The sequence below is a fragment of the Aliiroseovarius sp. S2029 genome (assembly GCF_023195575.1).
Lineage (GTDB): Bacteria > Pseudomonadota > Alphaproteobacteria > Rhodobacterales > Rhodobacteraceae > Aliiroseovarius > Aliiroseovarius zhejiangensis.
The window spans coordinates 215103-234525 of the sequence record NZ_JALPQE010000003.1 but is presented as its reverse complement, the minus strand read 5'-3'; the positions used below and the strand labels follow the sequence as shown (position 1 = coordinate 234525).

Sequence of the window (19423 nt, the reverse complement as noted above, 5' to 3'; positions counted from 1 at the left end):
TTCTTGGCAAGCGTTGTGATGGGCGCGCGCCTGGGTTGGGGTGTCGGTGTGCCTACCACCGGCCCCACAGGCTGCGCCACAACAGGCTACCCCGGCGGGAAAACTCCGATTGTCCCAATGTCCCGTCCACGGCCGAATGAGGGGATTTCTGCGCCTGACGCAAGATCGCGCGGCTTCGCCATGCGCTGCGCAAGGCGGCGTTGCCATCCTTGCCCAGCACGGTATATGCGTGGTCAATCGCGGCCAATCCGGCTTCGGACAGTTCGCGGATCGTGCCGTCATCAGGCACGACATGCCCCCGCCCTGCCGCTTTCAGCGCGGGTTGAGACATCAACCAGTTGGCAATCCCCGCCGCCTCGCCCAGATCGGTCAGCGCCTGATCCCGGGCATGGTCGCCTTCAAAATCGGTAAGCCCCGTGGCCTGCCCCGCTGCCAGCATCAACGCCCCCGCGCTGTCACGCAGATAGGTGCGGATTTGCCCGGCGTCGCGACGCGGCGCGCCCTGCGCATCCCGCTCGCGCGCATCCAGCATGGTCAACAAGGGCGCTGCCCGCAGATCGCCCCAGATCACCAGTTGCGACAGCGGGGTCGCGACATCATGCTTCGGAGCCTCGCGCCCATCGGTTGCCGCCTCGATCACATCGCGCCAGAATTGCAGGCGGATCATGGCGACCATCGGTTCCTGCGACATGAACGGCGCGCGCGAGATTTCCAGATTGAACGCATAAAGCGGGAACAGCCGTTTGCGTTCCTCCACAGCGCCGGTCATGGTCGCCAGAAACCGGTCCGGATCGCCCTTCTGCACCATCTCGGCGCAAGCGGCGATGGGGTCGCGCGGGTTCAGCTCGATCATGCCGGGCGCGCCCCGTCACGCAGCAGTTTCCATGTGATCGCGTCAAGCAGCGCCTGAAACGAGGCATCGACGATGTTGGGGCTGACCCCCACGGTCGACCAGCGGTGGCCGTCACGGTCCTCGCTGTCGATGATGACGCGGGTTTGCGCCTCGGTCCCGCCCTGGGTGATGCGGACCTTGAAATCGACCAGTCGCAGATCGTCGATGATGTCCTGATAGGGGCCAAGATCTTTCGCCAGCGCCTTGGCCAGCGCGTTCACCGGGCCACGATCCGTGCCGGTCGCGTCCATGCTTTCGGACACGGACAGTTTCTTTTCGTTGCCGATTTTCACGACCACGATGGCTTCGGACAGGCTGACGGTCTGGTTGCGCTTGTTCTTGCGCCGCTCGACCGTGACCTTGTAGCGTTTGACCTCGAAAAACTGCGGCAGTTGTCCCAGTACCTCGCGCGCGACCAGTTCGAACGAGGCTTGCGCGCTGTCATAGGCATAGCCCTGATCCTCGCGTTCCTTCACCCGGTTCAGGATGTCGCCCAGGCGCGGGTCGCCCTTGGCAACCTCGATTCCTGCATCCGCCAACCGCGCGCGCAGGTTCGACTGCCCCGCCTGGTTTGACATGGGCACGATGCGCGTGTTGCCCACGGTTTCGGGCGGGATGTGTTCATAGGTGGTCGGGTCTTTCAGAATGGCGCTGGCATGCAACCCCGCCTTATGCGCAAAGGCGGACGAACCGACAAAGGGCGAGGCTTTGTTGGGCACCCGGTTCAGGATATCGTCCAACTGGCGCGACAGGCGCGTGAGCCCCTGAAGTGCGTCGTGGTTAACGCCCGTGTCGAACTGGCTGGCATAGGGTTCTTTCAGCAGTAGCACCGGGATCAGCGTCGTCAGGTTCGCATTGCCGCAGCGTTCGCCCAAGCCGTTCAGCGTGCCCTGCACCTGCCGCGCGCCCGCGTCGATGGCCGCAAGGCTGCACGCGACCGCGTTGCCGGTGTCGTCATGGGTATGAATGCCCAGATGGTCGCCGGGGATGCCAGCTTCGATCACGGCTTTGGTGATCTGGTGCACCTCTTGGGGCAGCGTGCCGCCATTGGTGTCGCAGAGCACGATCCAGCGTGCACCCGCATCATATGCCGCCTTCAGGCACTCCAACGCGTAAGAGGGATTGGCCTTGTAGCCGTCAAAGAAATGTTCCGCGTCATAAAGCGCCTCGCGCCGCTGCGCGACCAGATGCGCGACCGAGGCGCGGATGTTTTCGACATTCTCGTCCAGCGTGATCCCCAGCGCGGTGGTGACGTGGAAATCATGGCTTTTGCCCACCAGACACACCGCAGGCGTGCCCGCGTTCATCACGCCCGCCAGCACATCGTCGTTGTCAGCCGAGCGCCCGGCCCGCTTGGTCATGCCAAAGGCTGTGAATGTGGCGCGGGTCTTGGGGGCGGCGGCGAAAAAGTCGCTGTCAGTCGGGTTCGCGCCGGGCCAACCGCCTTCGATATAGTCCACGCCAAGCGCGTCGAGCGCCTCGGCGATCTGCTGCTTTTCGGTGAGCGAGAATTGGACGCCCTGGGTTTGCTGGCCGTCGCGGAGGGTTGTGTCGTAGAGGTAGAGGCGATCGGTCATGAGGCGCCTTCCCCAACTGTCCCGTCCGGTCGATAGACCGGACAGCGCCCGACCCTCCCCACGGGAGGGCGCTTCACGCCCACCCAGGGCCGGACGCTGTCCTCAGCGCATTTCAGCATCACAGATCCTCCAGTTTCGAAGGGTCGAAAGATTCTGTTGCATCGAGCGTGACATCAGTTTTGGACATTCGGACTTCCACACCGGCATTCACAAGCATCAGCTTGAGTCGATCAACTTCTGTGAAGTCTTTGGACAGCATCGCTTGTTCGCGGACCGCTGCTAGATGCTTTTCATATGCCGACAAATCAACTGGGCTTCCCAAAATCTTCTCAAGTGAATGACCAAAAGAATGATCCCATCTTTGCTCCCACGAGAAGCCGAGAAACTGCATGGATGCCGCCAACTGCAAACGAGAACGCACATCATCCTTCGCGTTTTTCGCGATCCTATGAAGCTCTGTAACGGCCAACGCGGTGTTCAAATCGTCTGCAACCGCGTTCAGAACCGCATCGGGGACCGGTGAGTTCTTGGCTTCATCAAGCTGTTCATCATAGAGCAAGCTTGTGAGTTCTTTCCACTTGCGCAACGTCGCTTCCGCCTCCACCCGCTTCTTCTCAGTCCAATCCATCGGCTTGCGGTAATGCGTGCCCAGAAACACAAACCGGATCACTTCGCCCGGCACGCCTTGTTCCAGCAAATCATGCACCGTGAAGAAGTTGCCCAGCGACTTGGACATCTTCTTGCCCTCGACCTGCAACATCTCGTTGTGCAGCCAGTAATTGGCGAACCCCGCGTCGGGGTGTGCGCATTTCGACTGGGCGATCTCGTTTTCATGGTGCGGGAACTGCAAATCGTTGCCGCCGCCGTGAATGTCGAAGGTTGCCCCCAACAATTCATAGCTCATGGCCGAGCATTCGATATGCCAGCCCGGACGGCCCCGACCCCACGGGCTGTCCCACCCCGGCAGTTCGTCCGAGGACGGTTTCCACAGCACGAAATCCATCGGGTTCTTTTTGTAAGGCGCGACCTCGACCCGCGCGCCCGCAATCATGTCATCGACCGACCGGCCCGACAGACGACCATATTCCTTGTAGCTTTCGACCGCGAACAGCACATGGCCCTCGGCCTCATACGCGTGGCCCTTGGCGATCAAGTCCTCGATCATCGCGACCATTGGCCCGATGAACTCGGTCGCGCGGGGCATTTCATCGGGGTCCAGAGCGCGCAAGGCACGCATGTCGTTCAGATACCAGCCGATGGTCTCGTCCGAGCGTTGATGAACCAGTTCTTCCAGCGTACCCTCGGCGCCCGCCTCTTTGCGGGCCAGCGCGGTCGCGTTGATCTTGTCATCCACGTCGGTAAAGTTGCGCACATAGGTCACATGATCCGGGCCATAGACATGGCGCAGCAGGCGATAGAGCACATCGAACACCACCACGGGCCGCGCATTGCCCAGATGGGCGCGGTCATAGACCGTCGGCCCGCAGACATATATGCGGACATTATCTGCGTCGATCGGGATGAAGTCCTGCTTCTTCCGCGCCATCGTGTTGTAAAGCCTGATGTCCGTCATGGTTCCCTCGCAAAGCTGCGCATATGCGTTCCCGCAGAATTATCCCGGGCGGGCTTAGCAAGTTCCTGACATGTATGGAATAGAAGAACGGCCCGCCTGAGTATCTCAGTGGGTAATGCAGCAGATAATGATGATGCGTGTCCGTTTCATGGGCCGTAAGCTATCACCCTTCCCCACGCCTGCCAAGCGGGTTATCGTGACCGCATGACACGTGACGCCATCAACAAGATATGCGCTGCCCTGCCCGGCGCGGAATGGTCCGAACCGTTTGGGCCGGGGCATGACGTCTGGAAAGTAGGCGGCAAGATCTTTGCGGCGATGGGGGCTGTGACCGAGGGGGTTTCGGTCAAGACGCCGGATGTTGAGACCGCGTCTATGCTGATTGAAGCGGGTGTCGGCTCAAAAGCCCCTTATTTCCACCGGTCATGGGTGCTGTTGCCCTTCGATGCCGGGCAGGACGAACTGACCTACCGCATTCACCGGTCCTATGCGCTGATCCGGGCCAGTCTGACAAAAAAGGCGCAAGCGGCGCTGGCGCCGTTTGATCCCGACACCTAGGCCATCGCCGCGTTGGTTTTCACAGCCAATTCGCCCTTGGTCCACATCTGAACAACCTTATAGATGATCGGCAGAATGATCAGCGTCGCGGCCACCAGACTGGCCCCTGCCACGATCCGCAGGATGTCGCCGCCATTGACCACTGCCCCCAGTTGCATGAGGCTGCCAAATGCGGCCAGGGGGAAGGTAAACGCGCCCCAAAGCGGGCTGAAACCCGCCTTCAGCAGCCACCGGATACGGCCAATCAATCCGCTCAGGATCACGATGGCGATGACGCTGAACACCAGCGCCAGTCCGGTTTCGTCCAGCAAAAAGGCCCCGGTGCCCAAGACGCTGGCCGGGGCCAGATGGATTGCCAGAAGCGGACGAAGCGGCGGTGGAATGCGGGTGCGCAGAAACTGGGCGGCGCTGGCGCCCCAGATGATCGCGGCGGCAAAGAAACCGCCCCAGAAGCCCGCTTCGGCAAATCCCACCCATCCCAGCGGCACGGCAGCCAGCGGGATCAGCACGAAGCCTGCGAACAGCAGGTGCCAGACCGGGGTCACGATCCGCGCCTCAACGGGGCCGGTGATCAGCATGTGGATGACCCGCAGGGCCAGCAACACATGCGCCGCAAAGGTCAGAAGCAGGATCGCCCCCGCCAGGACCAGCGAAAACGGTTCAACCGTCGCAGACAGAAGATACCCGGTCAGAACCATCGCAGCCAGCCCCGCGCGACCGGGCAGCACCCTGAGATCTTCGATGAACGTGCCAGAGCGCTGCATGAATTTCATGACATAAGCCGCAAGACTGAAGAGATAAAGAAGCGTCACCGCCCCCAGGATCAACTCACCGATGGCACCGGGCGCGGAAAACGTATCTGCGGCGCGGCGCCAGGCCAGACCCAACCCGAACACGCCCATGATCGGGGTGAAAACGGCAGGGGGCATCCGCTGGAACATCCTGGTTTTCGGCGGGATGGGCGGCGGCGGCGGGAAATACGGGGCTTTGGCCATCGGCGGAATCCTTGAAATGCAATCGCTGAACACAACGACGCCCATTTAACCCGTGTGGCCGCACAAAAAAAGACCTCGATCGCGTCCGGATTGCCGCAGGCCGGGTCTGTCGTCGTGCGGTGCCTCTAAACCACTGTTTCCTTGCGGGCGGCGCGCAGATTGTCTGCCAGCGCGGCGCGCAACAGTGTCGCCTCGGACCCCACCCCAAGAAAAGTCACGCCAAGATCGGTGTAATACCGGAAATCGGCATGGTCATAGTGAAGAATACCCGCGGCCTTTCCGGCGGCGCGGATCCGGGCGACGCTGTGGGCAATCGCCGCTTTCACCTCGGGATGGCCCGGATTGCCGCGATGGCCCATATCGGCCGACAGGTCCGCGGGGCCTATAAAGACACAATCGACCCCCGCAGTGTTTGCAATCTTGTCGATATTTTCAACGGCAAGACGGGTTTCGGCCTGCACGATCAGGCACACTTCGTCATTGGCGTTGGTCAAGTACTCATCCATCTGACCAAATCGTGCCGCACGAGCGACCCCTGCCCCCATGCCACGCCGACCCTCGGGCGCGTAGCGGGTGGCGGCAACGATGCGTTCGGCTTGCGCACCAGTATCCACCAGAGGCACCAGAAGGCTTTGCGCGCCCAGATCCATCACCTGTTTGATCACCCAATCCTCGCCCACGGGCACCCGCACGATGGGCGAGATATCGAACTGCCCCAATACCCGAAGCTGCGTCTGGATCATGGTCGGATCGAAAGGGGCATGTTCACCGTCGATCAGCGCCCAGTCATAGCCGGTGCCCCCAACAATTTCGGTTGCGGAGGGGCTGGCCAGGTTCAGCCAAAGCCCGATCTGCATTTCTTCCGCAGCCAAAGCGCGTTTCAGCCGGTTTTTTGGTGCTTTCATACCGCCCCGCAAATTATTTAACACGTGAACAAGCTCAGCCTAGCCACCCCTGCCCCTGCGATCAAGCACAAGAGGAATGGATCGGTCGCGCCTCGTTAACTGTATTCGTTCACGGTTATTGCAGATAGTCAGACCGTTGCAGACCGTATTTCGCCATCTTCTCGTTCAGGGTCCGGCGCGGCAGGCACAACTCGTCCATCACCCCGACGATCGAGCCCTTGTGGCGGCGCATCGTGTTGTCGATCAGCATCCGTTCGAACGCTTCCACGTATTCCTTCAAAGGCTTGCCCTCGGTCGTCATCACCGGCTGCACCTCGTCATGGTCCGACATCAGAAGCGACGAGATCGTGCCGGTGCCGCGCCGCGACTGCAACACGGCGCGTTCGGCAATGTTGATCAACTGTCGGATATTGCCGGGCCACGGCGCTTGCAGAAGCTGGGCGGCTTCCTGCGCGCTGACGGTCGGGGCCGCGCAGCCGTATTCATCGGCGAACTGGTCGGCAAAGCCGGTGAACAGCATCAGGATATCCTCACCGCGTTGGCGCAGGGGTGGCAGGGTGATCTTCATCGCGGCAAGGCGATAGAACAGATCGGGCCGCAAGCAATCTTCGCAGGTCTTGCCCTGCTCTTGCAGGTTGCAGATCGCCACAACACGGGTTTCGGCGGGCGTGCCCTGATCGTTCATCCATGTCAGCAAGCGGGCCTGAAGCCCCATCGGCAACGCCTCGATGTCCTCAAGCACCAGCGTGCCGCCGCGGGCTTCTTCGACCAGCGGCTGGGGGCCGCCCTCTTCCATCGGGCCAAACAGGCGGCGCGTCAGGTCGTCTTCGTCTTGCCCTGCGCAGGTTGCGACGACGAATTTCTTGCCCGCCTTCGCCCCGACCGCATGCAGCGCATGGGCGACCAATGTCTTGCCGGTGCCTGTCTCGCCTTCGATCAGCACGTGACCCTCGGACTGACCGATGTCCAGAATATCCTCGCGCAACCGCGACATGACAGGCGAGGCGCCAATCAGCTTTTTCATGATGGTCGACCCGTCCGAGAGTTCACGGCGCAGCGCGCGCGCATCCATGGCCAGACGTCGCTTATGCGTCGCCTTCTTCGCCAGACTGGTCAACTGATCGGGGTTGAACGGTTTTTCAAGGAAATCGAATGCCCCGACCCGCATCGCCTCGACCGCCATGGGCACATCGCCATGGCCGGTGATCATGATCACGGGCAGCGAACTGTCGATGCTCATCAGTTTCTTCAAAAATCCCATGCCGTCGATCCCTGGCATCTTGATGTCCGAAATGATGACCCCGGGATAATCCTGCCCGATCACCTTCAGGGCATCCTCGGCCGAGGGGTAGGTTTCCGTCTCGAACCCCGACAGCGACAACCATTGCGAGATGGATTGTCGCATGTCCTGTTCGTCGTCGACGATCGCGATTTTCATTGCCTGCGCCATCGCAGCCTCCTGATTTCCAGTTGCGTGACAGCCCTATTCAGCGGCTTTCACGTCCAAATTCTTGTCATCCAGAATCGGCAGTTCGACCTCGAACACAGCCCCGCCATCCTGACCATTGCGCGCCGTCAGACGCCCGCCCAGATCGGTGACGATCCCGGATGAAATGGCCAGACCCAGCCCGACCCCGTCGCCCGGCGCCTTGGTGGTGTAGAAAGGCTCGAACAGGTTATCCAGATCGTCCACTCCGTTTCCATTGTCGCGCACCGTGATCAACACATAATCACCCCGGCTGACAATTATATCAACCTGCGGCAAATCAACGGTTTTTGTTGCGTCCAGCGCGTTGCGCAGCAAATTGATCAACACTTGTTCCAGACGCAAGCGATCACCCATCACCATGACGGGTTCGCGCGGAATATTGCGCGTGATGCGCACCTCGCGGCTTTTCAGTTGGGGTTCCATCATCGACAAGGCGGTGGACACGCTTTCGCGCACATCCATCGGCTCGAATGCGTCACCGCCCTTGCGGGCATAGCTTTTCAACTGCCGCGTGATCGCGCCCATGCGTTCGATCAGGTCGTCAATCCGCTGAAAACTGGACAGGGCTTCATCGGGGCGCTTGCGTTGCAACAGAAGTTTCGCGCCGGCCAAATAGGTCTTCATCGCGGCCAGAGGCTGATTCAATTCATGGCTGACCGCCGCCGACATTTCGCCCAGCACAGCCAGTTTCGAGCTTTGCGCCAGCGTCTGTTCGGCCACTTGCAGGTTTTCTTCGGCGCGTTTGCGTTCGGCAATCTCGCGTTGCAGGGCAAGGTTCAACTGCCGCAAATCCGCCGATTCCTGCGCAAACAGAACCGAACGGAACTGCGCCCGGCGGCTGATCAGATAAAACAGCAGCGACAGGAGCATCGCGAAGGCCATGATTTCCAGCGCCAGAACCGCGTTCACCTTCTCGCGCACCGAGGCATAGGAGGTGAAAGACGCAATCCGCCAGCCCTGAAACGGCACCCGGCTTTCGTGGCGCATCACCTCTTCGCCCAGAAACAACACGTCCGACGGCAGGCCCGACCAATCCGCCGCATCGCGCACACTGCGCCTGATCGCGTCGGTGGCTGACACGGTGGCCAGCGCCTCGCCTTCCGGTTTGCCGCGCCAGCGCGGTTCGGTTGCCAGAATGACGTTGCCTTCGCTGTTGGTGACAAGCACCGCGTCCGAAATCCCCGACCAACTGCTTTCAAACTTGCGCAGGTCGACATTCACGACGATCACCCCGATCACGCCATCGCTGTCCTCGATCTTGCGGGAATAAGAGAACTCGTAGGACCCGGCCTCAGTCTGCACGGTGGTGAACACGGTTTCCGAGCTTCTGAGCGCCTCGACGAAATACGGGTTGGTGCGGTGTTGCGAGCCAAGGGCCTCGCGCGTGGTGGCGGCCACGGCGCGCCCGTCACTGTCCAGAAGCATCAGCGACGCGGCTTCGATCTCGTCGCGATAGGAAATCAGCCGGGCCGTGCTTTGCGAATAATCGGCCGAATTCAGAGCGTTGATCAGCGCCGGGTCGCGCGACAGCAGAAGCGGCACGACCGAGTTGCGCTGCAATTCGCTAAGCAGGTTGCCCGAATACAGCGCCACGCGTAGTTCAGCCCGATTGCGGGTGGTTTCGGTGTAGCGTTCGGTCAGCAGGCGGTTTGAAAAGAAGACCACGAAAACAGCAAGCGAAATCAACGCCACAAGCACAAGGCGTGCGCGAAGACTGACCCCCGGGCGCGGGGGCGGCACTGGACGTTTCTTTAGGTCGACCATGGCTTGAAGATAAGTCCGCGCGACCCGCTTCGCAATCACGCAGCGACGACGCTGTCCACCAACGAGCGGAACATCGCCACGCCATCCGTGCCGCCATGCATTTCATCCACGCAGCGTTCCGGATGCGGCATCATGCCCAGCACACGCCGGTTTTTGGAAATCACCCCCGCGATGTCACCCGTCGACCCGTTCGGGTTGTCCAGATAGGTAAAGGCGATCCGGCCCTCGTCGCGCAGCTGCGCGAGTTTCTCGTCGGTGACGTTGTAATTGCCGTCGTGATGGGCGATCGGCACGGTGACTACCTGCCCTTTTACATAGCCGGACAGAAAATCGCAATCCGTGGTTTCAACTTTCAGATCAATGGGTTTGCAAATGAACTTCAAGTTGGCATTGCGCATCAGCGCACCGGGCAGGATACCGGTTTCGGTCAGCACCTGAAACCCATTGCAGATGCCGATGGCATAGCCGCCCCGCTCGGTGTGTTTGATCAGCGACCGGGTGATGGGCGATTGTGCCGCAATGGCCCCGCAGCGCAGATAGTCGCCAAACGAGAAACCGCCGGGCACGCCCACGATGTCCAGATCATCCGGCAGTTCGGTTTCCTTGTGCCAGATCATCTTGACCTGTGCGCCGGCCCGTTCGAACGCCACAGCCAGGTCACGATCGCAGTTGGACCCCGGAAAAACAATAACGCCCGCCTTCATCACAGCACCTTGATGGCGTAGTTTTCGATGACGGTGTTGGCCAGCAGCTTTTCACACATCTTCTTCACGTCATCTTCCGAGGTGCCATCGGCCAGGTCCAGTTCGATCACCTTGCCTTGGCGGACCTTCTCGACTCCGTCAAAGCCCAGATTGCCAAGCGCGTGGCGGACGGCCTCGCCCTGCGGATCCAGAACGCCTGTTTTCAGCATCACGTCTACACGAACTTTCATCGGGGCAAATCCTCAGTTGATCAGGGTCGGTTTGGTGGGGGTGTGGGTCACGTTCGACGGCATGACGCCCAGTCGGCGCGCCACCTCGGTATAGGCATCGGCCAGATTGCCAAGGTCGCGACGGAACACATCCTTGTCCAGCTTCTGGCCGGTTTCGATGTCCCACAGACGGCAACTGTCGGGGCTGATTTCATCGGCCACGATCAGACGCGGAAAATCGCCTTCGTAAACGCGCCCCATCTCGATCTTGAAATCGACCAGTTTGATGCCGACGCCATACATCACACCCGACAGATAATCGTTCACGCGCAGCGCCATCGACACGATCTCGTCCATCTCCTGCTGGCTGGCCCAACCGAAGGCGGCGATGTATTCCTCGGGCACCAGCGGGTCGCCCAGGCTGTCGTCCTTATAGGAAAACTCGACAATCGGGCGCGGCAGCGGTGTGCCTTCCTCGATCCCCAGCCGATTGGCAATCGACCCGGCGGCAACATTGCGCACGATGATCTCAAGCGGAATGATTTCGGCGGCGCGCACCAACTGTTCGCGCATGTTCAGCCGCTTGATGAAATGGTTGGGGATGCCCAATTGCGTCAGCCCCTTCATGAAGAACTCTGACAGGCGGTTGTTCAGAACGCCCTTGCCGTCGATCACGTCCTTCTTTTCGGCGTTGAAAGCGGTGGCATCGTCCTTGAAATATTGCACGATGGTGCCCGGCTCGGTGCCTTCATACAGGATCTTCGCCTTGCCTTCATAGAGTTTCTTGCGCCGTGCCATAAGACCTCCGTCGGTCGGTGCGGGATGCAACCTTGGACGGGCCCCCTGCCCGTGCGACTCCCGCCATTGCCCGCCCTATACGTGAAAGCCCGACGCTGGGCAAGAATATCGCCGATCCGGTACAATTTCCCGGCATTGAGAGCGCAACCGGGGTTGCGATGAACGTCCGCCATTGGCATATCAGTATCGACAAGCGCCGTTCGGCCTGCCGAGGGCACCAGACCATGAACAAGGGAACGCCATGACCACCTTTGATGATCGCGAAAACGCTTTTGAGGCCAAGTTTGCGCATGATGAAGAAATGCAATTCAAGGCAGAAGCACGCGCCAACAAGAAGCTGGGCCTGTGGGCTGCAGAGAAACTGGGCAAGACCGGGGACGACGCCTTGGCCTATGCAAGCGAAGTGATCAAGTCCGATTTCGAAGAGGCTGGCCACGAAGACGTGGTACGTAAGGTCACCGGCGACCTGAACACCGTCAGCGCCGACGAAGTCCGCGCCAAACGGGCCGAGTTGCTGGCCATTGCCAAGGCCGAACTGGTTTCGGAGGCCTGATCGCCCCGGACCACGCGCGTGTCCAATGACACTTAAAACGACACACGCCAACGGGCGCACCTTCCGGGGATGCGCCCGTTTCCATTTCGACGTCCGGCGGGACAGGTCGATCGGCAATAGTCGTTAAAACATGATCTGTTAACAGCATCTTCGTGTCTTTGCGAAACCCTGATGACGGGATCGGAAAGGGGTGACGCCATGCACGAACACACGGATATCCTGCGGGATCACCCAGACATCTTGCAAAAGCGGCGCGCGACGCGGGCGCTGTCGATCGCGGACGGGATCGACCTGCGCAAAACCGCGCTGCGCCAGCTCTTGGCCGCGTTGCTGGTGCTGGGTGTGATCGTCCTGATGTGGGACAAGATTGCACAGCTTGACCTTTACACCATCCGCGCGGCGCTGAAATCGGTGGCCCCTTGGCAATGGCTGGCCGCGTGCGGGTTCACCGCCGTCTCTTTCTGGGCGTTGGGGCGATATGATCGCGTGCTGCACCGCCTGCTGCGCACATCCGCCGACATGAAACAGGCCGAACAGGCAGGGATCGCCGCGATCGCGATTTCCCAGACGGTCGGCATGGGGGTGATTTCGGCCAGCTTCGTGCGCTGGCGCATGTTGCCCGATGCCAGCCTGACCCAGGCGGTACGGCTGACGGCCATCGTATCGGCATCGTTTCTGGCGGCCTGGGCGGTGATCACATCGGCGGTGGTCGTTGTGGTGCCGGTGGCGTTGCCCTTGGGCGATTGGGTTCAGGGGGTCGCATGAACGGTTCTGATCGTCACCGCGCTGGCGATGGTCGCCTCACTGTTGCGACCGCGCCTGTTGTCAGGTGTGCGCCTGCCCCCGCTGCGCGCGGTTGGCGCGTTTCTTGTTCTGGCGGTTCTGGATATGGTGGCGGCGGGTGCGGCGTTGTGGGTCTTGCTGCCCGCGGGCTGTGATATCTCACCCTTGCAGTTGATTGCCGCCTATATGCTGGCACTTGGTGCCGGGTTGATCTCGGGCACACCGGGCGGAATGGGTCCGTTCGAATTGACGCTTTTGGCAGCTCTGCCCACAGCCGGGCCTGAACCGCTTCTGGCCGCAATTCTGGCGTTTCGGGCGGTCTATTTCGCCCTGCCGGCGCTGTTGGCCGCCGCGCTGACCATTCGCGGGCCACGTGCAGTGCTGAGCCATCGGCGTGGCCAGGCCAACCAGCCCGCCACAACCAGATTGCGCCCGCCATTCGGCCCACACCTGCCCACGCATGTCGCCCAGGCCCTGCGCACCGCCCCGCGCGCGGAAGCCGGGCTGCTGCGCCACGGTCGGTTTTCGCTGATCGAGCGTGGCAATGCGACCCCGGTTGCGATGGGGACCACAAGCGGGCAGAGCCTGATTGTGCTGTCCGATCCCATGGACCCCGCATTGTCGCCGGACACATTCCTGTCCGAGCTTGAAGACCTTGCCCGGCGCGGATTTCATGCGCCGTTCCTGTACAAGATCGGCGGGCGCATAGCCTGTGCGGCACGGCGGGCGGGTTGGCGGGTGTTGCCGCTTGCGCGCGAGGCCACCCTTGACCCCCAGCGGTTTACCCTGGACGGATCCGACAAGCGCCAATTGCGCCGCAAATTGCGGCAAGCCGACAAGGCAGGCGTCGTCATTCAGCCCGGTGGGGTCGACCTGCCATTTGCCGATATGGACCGGATTGCGGCACGCTGGTCTGCCACCCATGGTGGCGAGCGCGGGTTTTCCATGGGGGTCTGGTCCCCCGCGACCTTGCCTTTTGCGCAAGTATTTCTGGCCTATTATCATGGGCGGTTGGTCGGCTTCCTGACCCTGCACGCAAATGCCAACGAACACGCGCTGGACCTGATGCGTATCGACCCGTCGGCCCCGGACGGCACCATGCACGCGCTTGTGACGCAGGCGATTGCCGCGGCCAAGGCCGATGGCATTGCCCGGTTTTCACTGGCCGCCGTGCCGCTGGGTGCCTGCCGGAACGAACGCACCGCCTTTCAACTCATCCGGCGGGTTCTGAATGCAGCCTGCGGTGCAGACGGGTTGCGCCAGTTCAAATCCGCCTTTTCGCCCCACTGGGAAACCCTGTATGCCGCCGCCCCCTCGGCCGTTGCGCTGGGGATTGGGGCATTGGATGTCATGCGCGAAATTCATCAGACCAAGGCAAGGTGAGCGCATCCAAACCTGCGTCCATGATCTTGCGCCCATGACACTCCCGTGGTGTTCCAGTGGGGTTCCTGTGCCACCCCGCCACAACAGGGCGAGGTGGGCGCGCAGGCGACATATCCAGTCGCAACAAGTATTTTTCCTGTTCCCCCCGCGCATGGTTGACGCATTGGGTTTGCGCCTGCACGCAATCCGTGGCAGGTAGCGGCCAAACCTCGTCTCACAACAAGCGGAGCCCCCGATGACGGACGCGCTGACCCAACTGATGACCGAACGCGATTGGCTGCTGGCCGACGGAGCAACCGGGACCACCCTGTTCAACATGGGCCTGACCTCGGGCGATGCGCCCGAGCTGTGGAATGTCGACAAACCTGACAATATCCGCGCGCTGTACAAGGGGGCCGTGGATGCCGGGTCGGATATCTTCCTGACCAACTCGTTCGGGGGCAACGCGTCGCGGTTGAAACTGCATGATGCGCAGAGCCGGGTGCGTGAGTTGAACCGCGCCGCCGCCGAACTGGGGCGCGAGGTTGCCGATGCCTCGGGCCGCACCGTGGTGGTTGCCGGGTCCATCGGGCCGACCGGCGACATCATGGAGCCGATGGGCAGCCTGACCTTCGACAGCGCGGTCGAGATGTTTCACGAACAGGCCGAAGGGCTGAAGGAGGGCGGCGCGGATGTGCTGTGGGTCGAGACGATCTCGGCGCCCGAGGAATACAAGGCCGCTGCCCGCGCCGCCGAACTGGCCGGAATGCCGTGGTGCGGCACGATGAGCTTTGACACCGCCGGGCGCACCATGATGGGCGTCACCTCGGCCGATCTGGCAAAGATGGTTGAAACGCTCAGCCTGCCGCCACTGGCGTTTGGGGCGAATTGTGGGGTTGGCGCGGCCGACCTGTTGCGCACCGTGCTGGGCTTTGCAGCCCAAGGCAGCGAGCGCCCGATCATCGCCAAGGGCAACGCAGGCATTCCGCAATATGTGGATGGGCATATTCACTATGACGGCACGCCTGACCTGATGGCCGATTATGCCGTTCTGGCGCGCGATTGCGGGGCGACGATCATCGGCGGCTGTTGCGGCACGACGCCTGACCACCTGCGCGCGATGCGCGAGGCGCTGGAAACCCGGCCACGCGGCGAGATGCGCCCGACACTGGATCAAATCGCATCTGCCCTTGGCGGCTTCTCATCAGCGTCCGATGGCACGGGCGACGATGCCGGGCCGCGACCGGACCGCCGGTCGCGTCGTCGGCGTAGTTAACCACACGGACGGGATAGGTCACGGGAACGAGGGCACCAATGCCCTCGTTTACTTTTCAGGCCATGCGCATGTGGCGTCAAAACAGCGACAATTGATCGCCCGCCCTGGGCGGCACCGCAAAGAGGTCGCGGCGCAGCGCCGGCAGATCCCTGCTCAACCCAAGCCGCGTTCGCGCAATCGCGAAACGGTGGCGCAATAGCGCCGAAAACGTCCCCTGCCCGACCATCCGGGTGCCGAAGGCCGCGTCATAATCCTCCCCGCCGCGCATCTCGCGCATTCGTCCCATCACGCGGGTGGCACGGTCGGGCGCATGTTCTGCCAGCCAGTCCTGAAACAGTCCCGACACTTCGCCGGGCAGCCTGAGCAGGATATAGCTGGCCGCGCGGGCACCTGCATCATTTGCTGCGCTCAAGATCGCCTCAAGCTCGTGATCGGTCAGACCCGGCACGACGGGCGCGACCATCACGCGCACCGGGATCCCCGCCCCGGCCAGCCGTTCGATCAGCCTCAGTCGTCGCACCGGGCTGGGCACGCGCGGCTCCATCCTTCGCGACAGGCCTGCGTCCAGTGTCGTGACCGAGATCCCCACATGCGCCAGCCCCGCCTTCGCCATGTCCGCCAACAGGTCAAGGTCACGCTCGATCAGCGTGCCTTTGGTGACGATGGTCACGGGGTGGCGAAAGTCGGACAGCACCTCGATCACCCCGCGCATCACACGATATTGTGCCTCGATCGGCTGATAGGGATCGGTGTTGGTGCCAATGGCAATCGGCGCCACCTGATAGCGCGGGCGCGACAGTTCCTGTTCCAGTCGCCGCGGGGCGTTCGGGCGGGCAATCAGCTGCGTTTCGAAATCCAACCCGGGGGAATACCCAAGAAAGGCATGGGTCGGACGCGCAAAGCAATAGATGCAGCCATGTTCACAGCCTCGATAGGGGTTGATCGAGCGGTCAAACCCGATATCGGGCGATTGGTTGTGCGTGATCACACTTCGTGGATTTTCGATTGCCACATGGGTCTTGAGTGCGCGCGGCACCTCTTGGTCCCAACCGTCGTCGATCGCAACCCTTTGATAAGGCTCGAACCGCCCGCTGGCATTGCTGACGGCGCCCCGCCCCCGCCGTGCTTCGGCCCTGATCTTGCTGTCCTGATCCGACTCCATGGTTCATCATAGGAACATAACAGGAACATATGAAGCAAATTCACGATCTATCCGCGAATTATTCATTTGCCATTAGGTCGGTCAAAGGGCACTCAGTGTCGCAATCGGTTCAGACCAGACGTGCGAAATCGTCGCATGTGAGAATTGAGACAACGACCTTTAGCTGGGGAACGACAGCCATGTCCGACCAAGAAGACGATATCATCCTGAGCGAGCTGAACGACGAAGAGCTTGTCCAGCAGATGCATGATGACCTGTATGACGGTCTTGCGGAAGAGATCACGGAAGGCGTCAACATCCTGCTGGAACGCGGGTGGGAGCCTTACAACATCCTGACCGAAGCCCTTGTCGCCGGCATGACCATCGTGGGCCATGACTTCCGCGACGGCATCCTGTTCGTGCCCGAGGTTCTGCTGGCTGCCAACGCGATGAAGGCCGGTATGGCGATCCTGAAACCGCTTCTGATCGAAACCGGTGCGCCGCGCATGGGCAAAATGGTGATCGGCACGGTCAAGGGCGATATCCACGACATCGGCAAGAACCTTGTGTCGATGATGATGGAGGGCGCTGGCTTCGAGGTGATCGACCTGGGCATCAACAACGCTGTCGAAAGCTATCTTGAGGCGCTGGAGGCCGAACAGCCCGACATTCTGGGCATGTCCGCCCTGCTGACAACCACCATGCCCTATATGAAGGTGGTGATCGACACGCTGGTCGAGAAAGGCATCCGCGACGACTATACCATCCTGGTCGGCGGCGCGCCCCTTAACGAGGAATTCGGCAAGGCCATCGGTGCCGACAGCTATTGCCGCGACGCGGCCGTGGCGGTGGAAACCGCCAAGGATTACATGGCCCGCAAGCACAACCAGCTTGCCGCAGGTTAAGCCGCATCAAACGCCTCTCAGGCCCTGCCCGCGCGGCGGGGCCTTTTCTTTTGAACCCCGAACCCCCAGATGAGGGTCATGAGCAAGACACGCTTCATCCTTTTGATCACTCTTGTGATCCTGTCGGGCGGGTTGACGATCTTTGTGGCCGGTCTGGCGATGGCGTCGGGCAAGCTGGATGGTCGGGTCGCAATGGCACTGTTGCCTTTGCTGATGCTGGCCTCGATCGGTGTTCGGGCCTTATCGGGACGCAAAGGAAGATGAAACCGACGGACGAGGAACTGACACGCACGGGGCTGGCACCAACGGATGCCTCGGCCAGAGTGCTCGTGCTAGCCTGCGGGGCGCTGGCAAACGAAATTCTGGCGCTGATCCGCCTGAACGGCTGGGATCACATGAGCCTGACCTGCCTGCCCGCCATTCTGCACAACACACCCGACCGCATCCCCGCGGCGGTGCGCGCGGCATTCGACAAGCACAAAGCGGATTTCGACCAGGTTTTTCTGGCCTATGCCGATTGCGGCACCGGCGGACAACTGGCGGCGCTATGCGATGAACTCGGGATCGAGATGATCCGCGGCCCCCATTGTTACAGCTTTTTTGAAGGCAACGACGCCTTCGCCGCCCACGCGGACGGAGAAATCGACGTCTTCTATCTGACCGATTTTCTGGCGCGCGGGTTTGAGAACTTCGTCATCAAGCCCTTGGGTCTGGATCGACACCCCGAACTGCGCGACATGTATTTCCAGCACTATACGCGGCTTATCTATCTGGCGCAGACGGACAATCCCGACCTGGACCGCATGGCACAGGACGCGGCCGACCGGCTGGGTCTGAAATACGAGCGCAAGTTTACCGGGTTTGGCGATCTGGCAACGGCGTTGCAGACGTTGGCGTGATCACACCGCTTCGGCTGCGTGGTGGCGGATGCGTTCGACCATCGCACGCAGCCCGTTCGACCGTTGCGATGACAGATGTTCGTTCAGCCCCAATCGCGCAAGCTCGGCGGGCGCGTCGACCTTGCCGACTTCGGACAGGGGCAGGTCATTGTAAAGTGCCGCAAGGACAGCAATCAGCCCCTTGACGATCATTGCATCGCTGTCTCCACGAAAACGAAAGGTCTGGCCGTCGATCTCAGGATGCAACCAGACCTGGCTGGCGCAACCTTCCACCTTGGTCGACGGCACTTTCAACGCGTCTTCCAAGGGCGGCAGGGCCTTGCCCATGTCGATGACCATGGCATAGCGATCCTCCCATTCGTCCAGAAAGGCAAAATCGTCGACAATCTCTTCAAAGGCTTGACTGGCCATGGGGTGGTCCTTCTGCTTCACCCTTCATCAGTTAGGGCGAACCGCGCGAAAGGTCCAGACCCCCGGCCAACGGCGCAGTGTTCTCTTTTCAAAGCCCCGCGCATGGGCTAACCCTTTGGTCAGAAGAAGAGGAGCGACCATGACCCTGCGCCGTTTTGCCCTGCCCGCCGTGATGACCAGCCTTGTCTTGGGGCTGAGCGCCTGTGGCAGCACGTCGAACCTGAACCCGTTCAACTGGTTCAGATCGGATGGCGTGAAAGAAGTGGCGGTCATTCCCGAAGGCGGGTTTCTGGAGGATCAGGAGTTTCGCGGGCTGGTCACGCAAGTGATTGATTTGCAGGTGCAGCGCAGCACCGGAGGGGCCATTGTGCGGGCGACCGGCCTGCCGCCCCGCCTTGGATACTGGGACGCCGACTTGGTGCCCGAGAACTTCGAACGCCCTGTTGATGGTGTTCTGACCTATATGTTCCGCATCAGCGAACCACCCTATCACACCATTGCAGGGCGCCCGAAACAGCGCGAGGTGCTGGTGGGACATTTCGTGTCGAACACCAAATTGCAGGGCGTGCGCACGATCCGCGTGGTGGGTGAACGCAACAGCCGATCCTCCAGCCGCTGACCCGGCGGTC

Annotated in this window: 21 protein-coding genes; 9 read left to right on the top strand and 12 right to left on the bottom strand. The window is 61.4% G+C overall.

Annotated elements, in window-relative coordinates:
• Positions 1–52: 52 nt before the first annotated feature.
• The 3 genes from MUY21_RS08025 to cysS form a co-directional block, all read right to left on the bottom strand.
• Positions 53–853, bottom strand: coding sequence for a squalene/phytoene synthase family protein (locus MUY21_RS08025; protein WP_248409796.1), 801 nt, complete (start codon positions 851–853; stop codon positions 53–55).
• Positions 850–2469: a citramalate synthase gene (cimA, locus tag MUY21_RS08020; RefSeq protein WP_248409795.1), complete on the bottom strand. Its 1620-nt coding sequence runs from the start codon at positions 2467–2469 to the stop codon at positions 850–852. Before cimA ends, MUY21_RS08025 begins: the two co-directional genes overlap by 4 nt.
• Positions 2470–2587: 118 nt before the next feature.
• On the bottom strand, positions 2588–4042 hold the full coding sequence (gene cysS / locus MUY21_RS08015) for a cysteine--tRNA ligase (protein WP_248409794.1): 1455 nt from the start codon (positions 4040–4042) through the stop codon (positions 2588–2590).
• A gap of 204 nt (positions 4043–4246) precedes the next feature.
• On the opposite strand from cysS, the gene MUY21_RS08010 reads away from it, so the two are divergent.
• Positions 4247–4600: an MmcQ/YjbR family DNA-binding protein gene (locus MUY21_RS08010; protein ID WP_248409793.1), complete on the top strand. Its 354-nt coding sequence runs from the start codon at positions 4247–4249 to the stop codon at positions 4598–4600.
• On the opposite strand, the gene MUY21_RS08005 is transcribed toward MUY21_RS08010, so the two are convergent.
• From MUY21_RS08005 to purC, 7 genes are all read right to left on the bottom strand, one after another.
• Positions 4597–5595 (bottom strand): tellurium resistance protein, encoded by a 999-nt coding sequence (locus tag MUY21_RS08005; RefSeq protein WP_248409792.1) that lies wholly within the window; start codon positions 5593–5595, stop codon positions 4597–4599. The two genes, MUY21_RS08010 and MUY21_RS08005, sit on opposite strands and share 4 nt — an antisense overlap.
• Positions 5596–5720: 125 nt before the next feature.
• Complete coding sequence (locus MUY21_RS08000; protein ID WP_248409791.1) at positions 5721–6500, bottom strand: HpcH/HpaI aldolase/citrate lyase family protein; 780 nt, start codon at positions 6498–6500, stop codon at positions 5721–5723.
• Positions 6501–6615: 115 nt separating this feature from the next.
• Positions 6616–7950 carry a sigma-54 dependent transcriptional regulator gene (locus MUY21_RS07995; RefSeq protein ID WP_248409790.1) on the bottom strand — a complete coding sequence of 445 codons (1335 nt, stop codon included), beginning with the start codon at positions 7948–7950 and terminating at the stop codon, positions 6616–6618.
• 33 nt (positions 7951–7983) lie between these two features.
• Entirely contained in the window at positions 7984–9753 is a 1770-nt protein-coding gene (locus MUY21_RS07990; protein WP_248409789.1) for an ATP-binding protein, read from the bottom strand.
• A gap of 35 nt (positions 9754–9788) precedes the next feature.
• Positions 9789–10457 (bottom strand): phosphoribosylformylglycinamidine synthase subunit PurQ, encoded by a 669-nt coding sequence (purQ, locus tag MUY21_RS07985; RefSeq protein WP_248409788.1) that lies wholly within the window; start codon positions 10455–10457, stop codon positions 9789–9791.
• The gene (gene purS, locus MUY21_RS07980; protein WP_248409787.1) at positions 10457–10687 is read right to left on the bottom strand and encodes a phosphoribosylformylglycinamidine synthase subunit PurS; all 231 of its coding nucleotides are present in this window, start codon (positions 10685–10687) and stop codon (positions 10457–10459) included. The genes purQ and purS overlap by 1 nt, the downstream gene beginning before the upstream one ends.
• A gap of 12 nt (positions 10688–10699) precedes the next feature.
• On the bottom strand, positions 10700–11464 hold the full coding sequence (gene purC / locus MUY21_RS07975) for a phosphoribosylaminoimidazolesuccinocarboxamide synthase (RefSeq protein WP_248409786.1): 765 nt from the start codon (positions 11462–11464) through the stop codon (positions 10700–10702).
• A gap of 241 nt (positions 11465–11705) precedes the next feature.
• Here purC and MUY21_RS07970 point away from each other — a divergent pair, with 241 nt between their 5' ends.
• From MUY21_RS07970 to bmt, 4 genes are all read left to right on the top strand, one after another.
• Complete coding sequence (locus tag MUY21_RS07970; protein ID WP_248409785.1) at positions 11706–12017, top strand: DUF1476 domain-containing protein; 312 nt, start codon at positions 11706–11708, stop codon at positions 12015–12017.
• A gap of 198 nt (positions 12018–12215) precedes the next feature.
• On the top strand, positions 12216–12782 hold the full coding sequence (locus MUY21_RS07965; protein ID WP_248409784.1) for a hypothetical protein: 567 nt from the start codon (positions 12216–12218) through the stop codon (positions 12780–12782).
• Between the two features lie 27 nt (positions 12783–12809).
• Positions 12810–14183, top strand: coding sequence for a phosphatidylglycerol lysyltransferase domain-containing protein (locus tag MUY21_RS07960; RefSeq protein WP_248409783.1), 1374 nt, complete (start codon positions 12810–12812; stop codon positions 14181–14183).
• A 235-nt stretch (positions 14184–14418) separates the two neighbouring features.
• Positions 14419–15438, top strand: a complete 1020-nt coding sequence (bmt, locus tag MUY21_RS07955) for a betaine--homocysteine S-methyltransferase (RefSeq protein ID WP_248409782.1) — start codon at positions 14419–14421, stop codon at positions 15436–15438.
• 76 nt (positions 15439–15514) lie between these two features.
• On the opposite strand, the gene MUY21_RS07950 is transcribed toward bmt, so the two are convergent.
• A complete protein-coding gene (locus tag MUY21_RS07950) occupies positions 15515–16600 on the bottom strand; it encodes a PA0069 family radical SAM protein (protein WP_248409781.1) in 1086 nt (361 codons plus the stop codon).
• A gap of 179 nt (positions 16601–16779) precedes the next feature.
• On the opposite strand from MUY21_RS07950, the gene MUY21_RS07945 reads away from it, so the two are divergent.
• From MUY21_RS07945 to MUY21_RS07935, 3 genes are all read left to right on the top strand, one after another.
• Positions 16780–17484 carry a B12-binding domain-containing protein gene (locus tag MUY21_RS07945; protein WP_191284560.1) on the top strand — a complete coding sequence of 235 codons (705 nt, stop codon included), beginning with the start codon at positions 16780–16782 and terminating at the stop codon, positions 17482–17484.
• A 78-nt stretch (positions 17485–17562) separates the two neighbouring features.
• Positions 17563–17748 carry a hypothetical protein gene (locus tag MUY21_RS07940; RefSeq protein WP_248409780.1) on the top strand — a complete coding sequence of 62 codons (186 nt, stop codon included), beginning with the start codon at positions 17563–17565 and terminating at the stop codon, positions 17746–17748.
• Positions 17745–18383, top strand: a complete 639-nt coding sequence (locus MUY21_RS07935; protein ID WP_248409779.1) for a DUF1638 domain-containing protein — start codon at positions 17745–17747, stop codon at positions 18381–18383. Before MUY21_RS07940 ends, MUY21_RS07935 begins: the two co-directional genes overlap by 4 nt.
• Here MUY21_RS07935 and MUY21_RS07930 read toward each other — a convergent pair whose 3' ends face one another.
• On the bottom strand, positions 18384–18794 hold the full coding sequence (locus MUY21_RS07930) for a SufE family protein (RefSeq protein ID WP_191284563.1): 411 nt from the start codon (positions 18792–18794) through the stop codon (positions 18384–18386).
• A 139-nt stretch (positions 18795–18933) separates the two neighbouring features.
• Between MUY21_RS07930 and MUY21_RS07925 the strand changes: the two genes are divergently transcribed.
• Positions 18934–19413 (top strand): hypothetical protein, encoded by a 480-nt coding sequence (locus tag MUY21_RS07925; protein WP_191284564.1) that lies wholly within the window; start codon positions 18934–18936, stop codon positions 19411–19413.
• Positions 19414–19423 lie beyond the last annotated feature (10 nt).

Excerpts from the sequence above, each read along its gene's own strand:
- purS (WP_248409787.1), bottom strand. The coding sequence starts at position 10,687 with ATGAAAGTTCGTGTAGACGTGATGCTGAAAACAGGCGTTCTGGATCCG.
- MUY21_RS08010 (WP_248409793.1), top strand. The coding sequence starts at position 4,247 with ATGACACGTGACGCCATCAACAAGATATGCGCTGCCCTGCCCGGCGCG.
- MUY21_RS07930 (WP_191284563.1), bottom strand. The coding sequence starts at position 18,794 with ATGGCCAGTCAAGCCTTTGAAGAGATTGTCGACGATTTTGCCTTTCTG.
- MUY21_RS07935 (WP_248409779.1), top strand. The coding sequence starts at position 17,745 with ATGAAACCGACGGACGAGGAACTGACACGCACGGGGCTGGCACCAACG.
- purC (WP_248409786.1), bottom strand. The coding sequence starts at position 11,464 with ATGGCACGGCGCAAGAAACTCTATGAAGGCAAGGCGAAGATCCTGTAT.
- MUY21_RS07990 (WP_248409789.1), bottom strand. The coding sequence starts at position 9,753 with ATGGTCGACCTAAAGAAACGTCCAGTGCCGCCCCCGCGCCCGGGGGTC.
- MUY21_RS07970 (WP_248409785.1), top strand. The coding sequence starts at position 11,706 with ATGACCACCTTTGATGATCGCGAAAACGCTTTTGAGGCCAAGTTTGCG.
- MUY21_RS07945 (WP_191284560.1), top strand. The coding sequence starts at position 16,780 with ATGTCCGACCAAGAAGACGATATCATCCTGAGCGAGCTGAACGACGAA.
- MUY21_RS07965 (WP_248409784.1), top strand. The coding sequence starts at position 12,216 with ATGCACGAACACACGGATATCCTGCGGGATCACCCAGACATCTTGCAA.
- MUY21_RS07925 (WP_191284564.1), top strand. The coding sequence starts at position 18,934 with ATGACCCTGCGCCGTTTTGCCCTGCCCGCCGTGATGACCAGCCTTGTC.
- MUY21_RS08000 (WP_248409791.1), bottom strand. The coding sequence starts at position 6,500 with ATGAAAGCACCAAAAAACCGGCTGAAACGCGCTTTGGCTGCGGAAGAA.
- MUY21_RS07950 (WP_248409781.1), bottom strand. The coding sequence starts at position 16,600 with ATGGAGTCGGATCAGGACAGCAAGATCAGGGCCGAAGCACGGCGGGGG.
- cysS (WP_248409794.1), bottom strand. The coding sequence starts at position 4,042 with ATGACGGACATCAGGCTTTACAACACGATGGCGCGGAAGAAGCAGGAC.
- MUY21_RS07995 (WP_248409790.1), bottom strand. The coding sequence starts at position 7,950 with ATGGCGCAGGCAATGAAAATCGCGATCGTCGACGACGAACAGGACATG.
- MUY21_RS08025 (WP_248409796.1), bottom strand. The coding sequence starts at position 853 with ATGATCGAGCTGAACCCGCGCGACCCCATCGCCGCTTGCGCCGAGATG.
- MUY21_RS08005 (WP_248409792.1), bottom strand. The coding sequence starts at position 5,595 with ATGGCCAAAGCCCCGTATTTCCCGCCGCCGCCGCCCATCCCGCCGAAA.
- bmt (WP_248409782.1), top strand. The coding sequence starts at position 14,419 with ATGACGGACGCGCTGACCCAACTGATGACCGAACGCGATTGGCTGCTG.
- cimA (WP_248409795.1), bottom strand. The coding sequence starts at position 2,469 with ATGACCGATCGCCTCTACCTCTACGACACAACCCTCCGCGACGGCCAG.
- purQ (WP_248409788.1), bottom strand. The coding sequence starts at position 10,457 with ATGAAGGCGGGCGTTATTGTTTTTCCGGGGTCCAACTGCGATCGTGAC.
- MUY21_RS07940 (WP_248409780.1), top strand. The coding sequence starts at position 17,563 with ATGAGCAAGACACGCTTCATCCTTTTGATCACTCTTGTGATCCTGTCG.
- MUY21_RS07960 (WP_248409783.1), top strand. The coding sequence starts at position 12,810 with ATGGTCGCCTCACTGTTGCGACCGCGCCTGTTGTCAGGTGTGCGCCTG.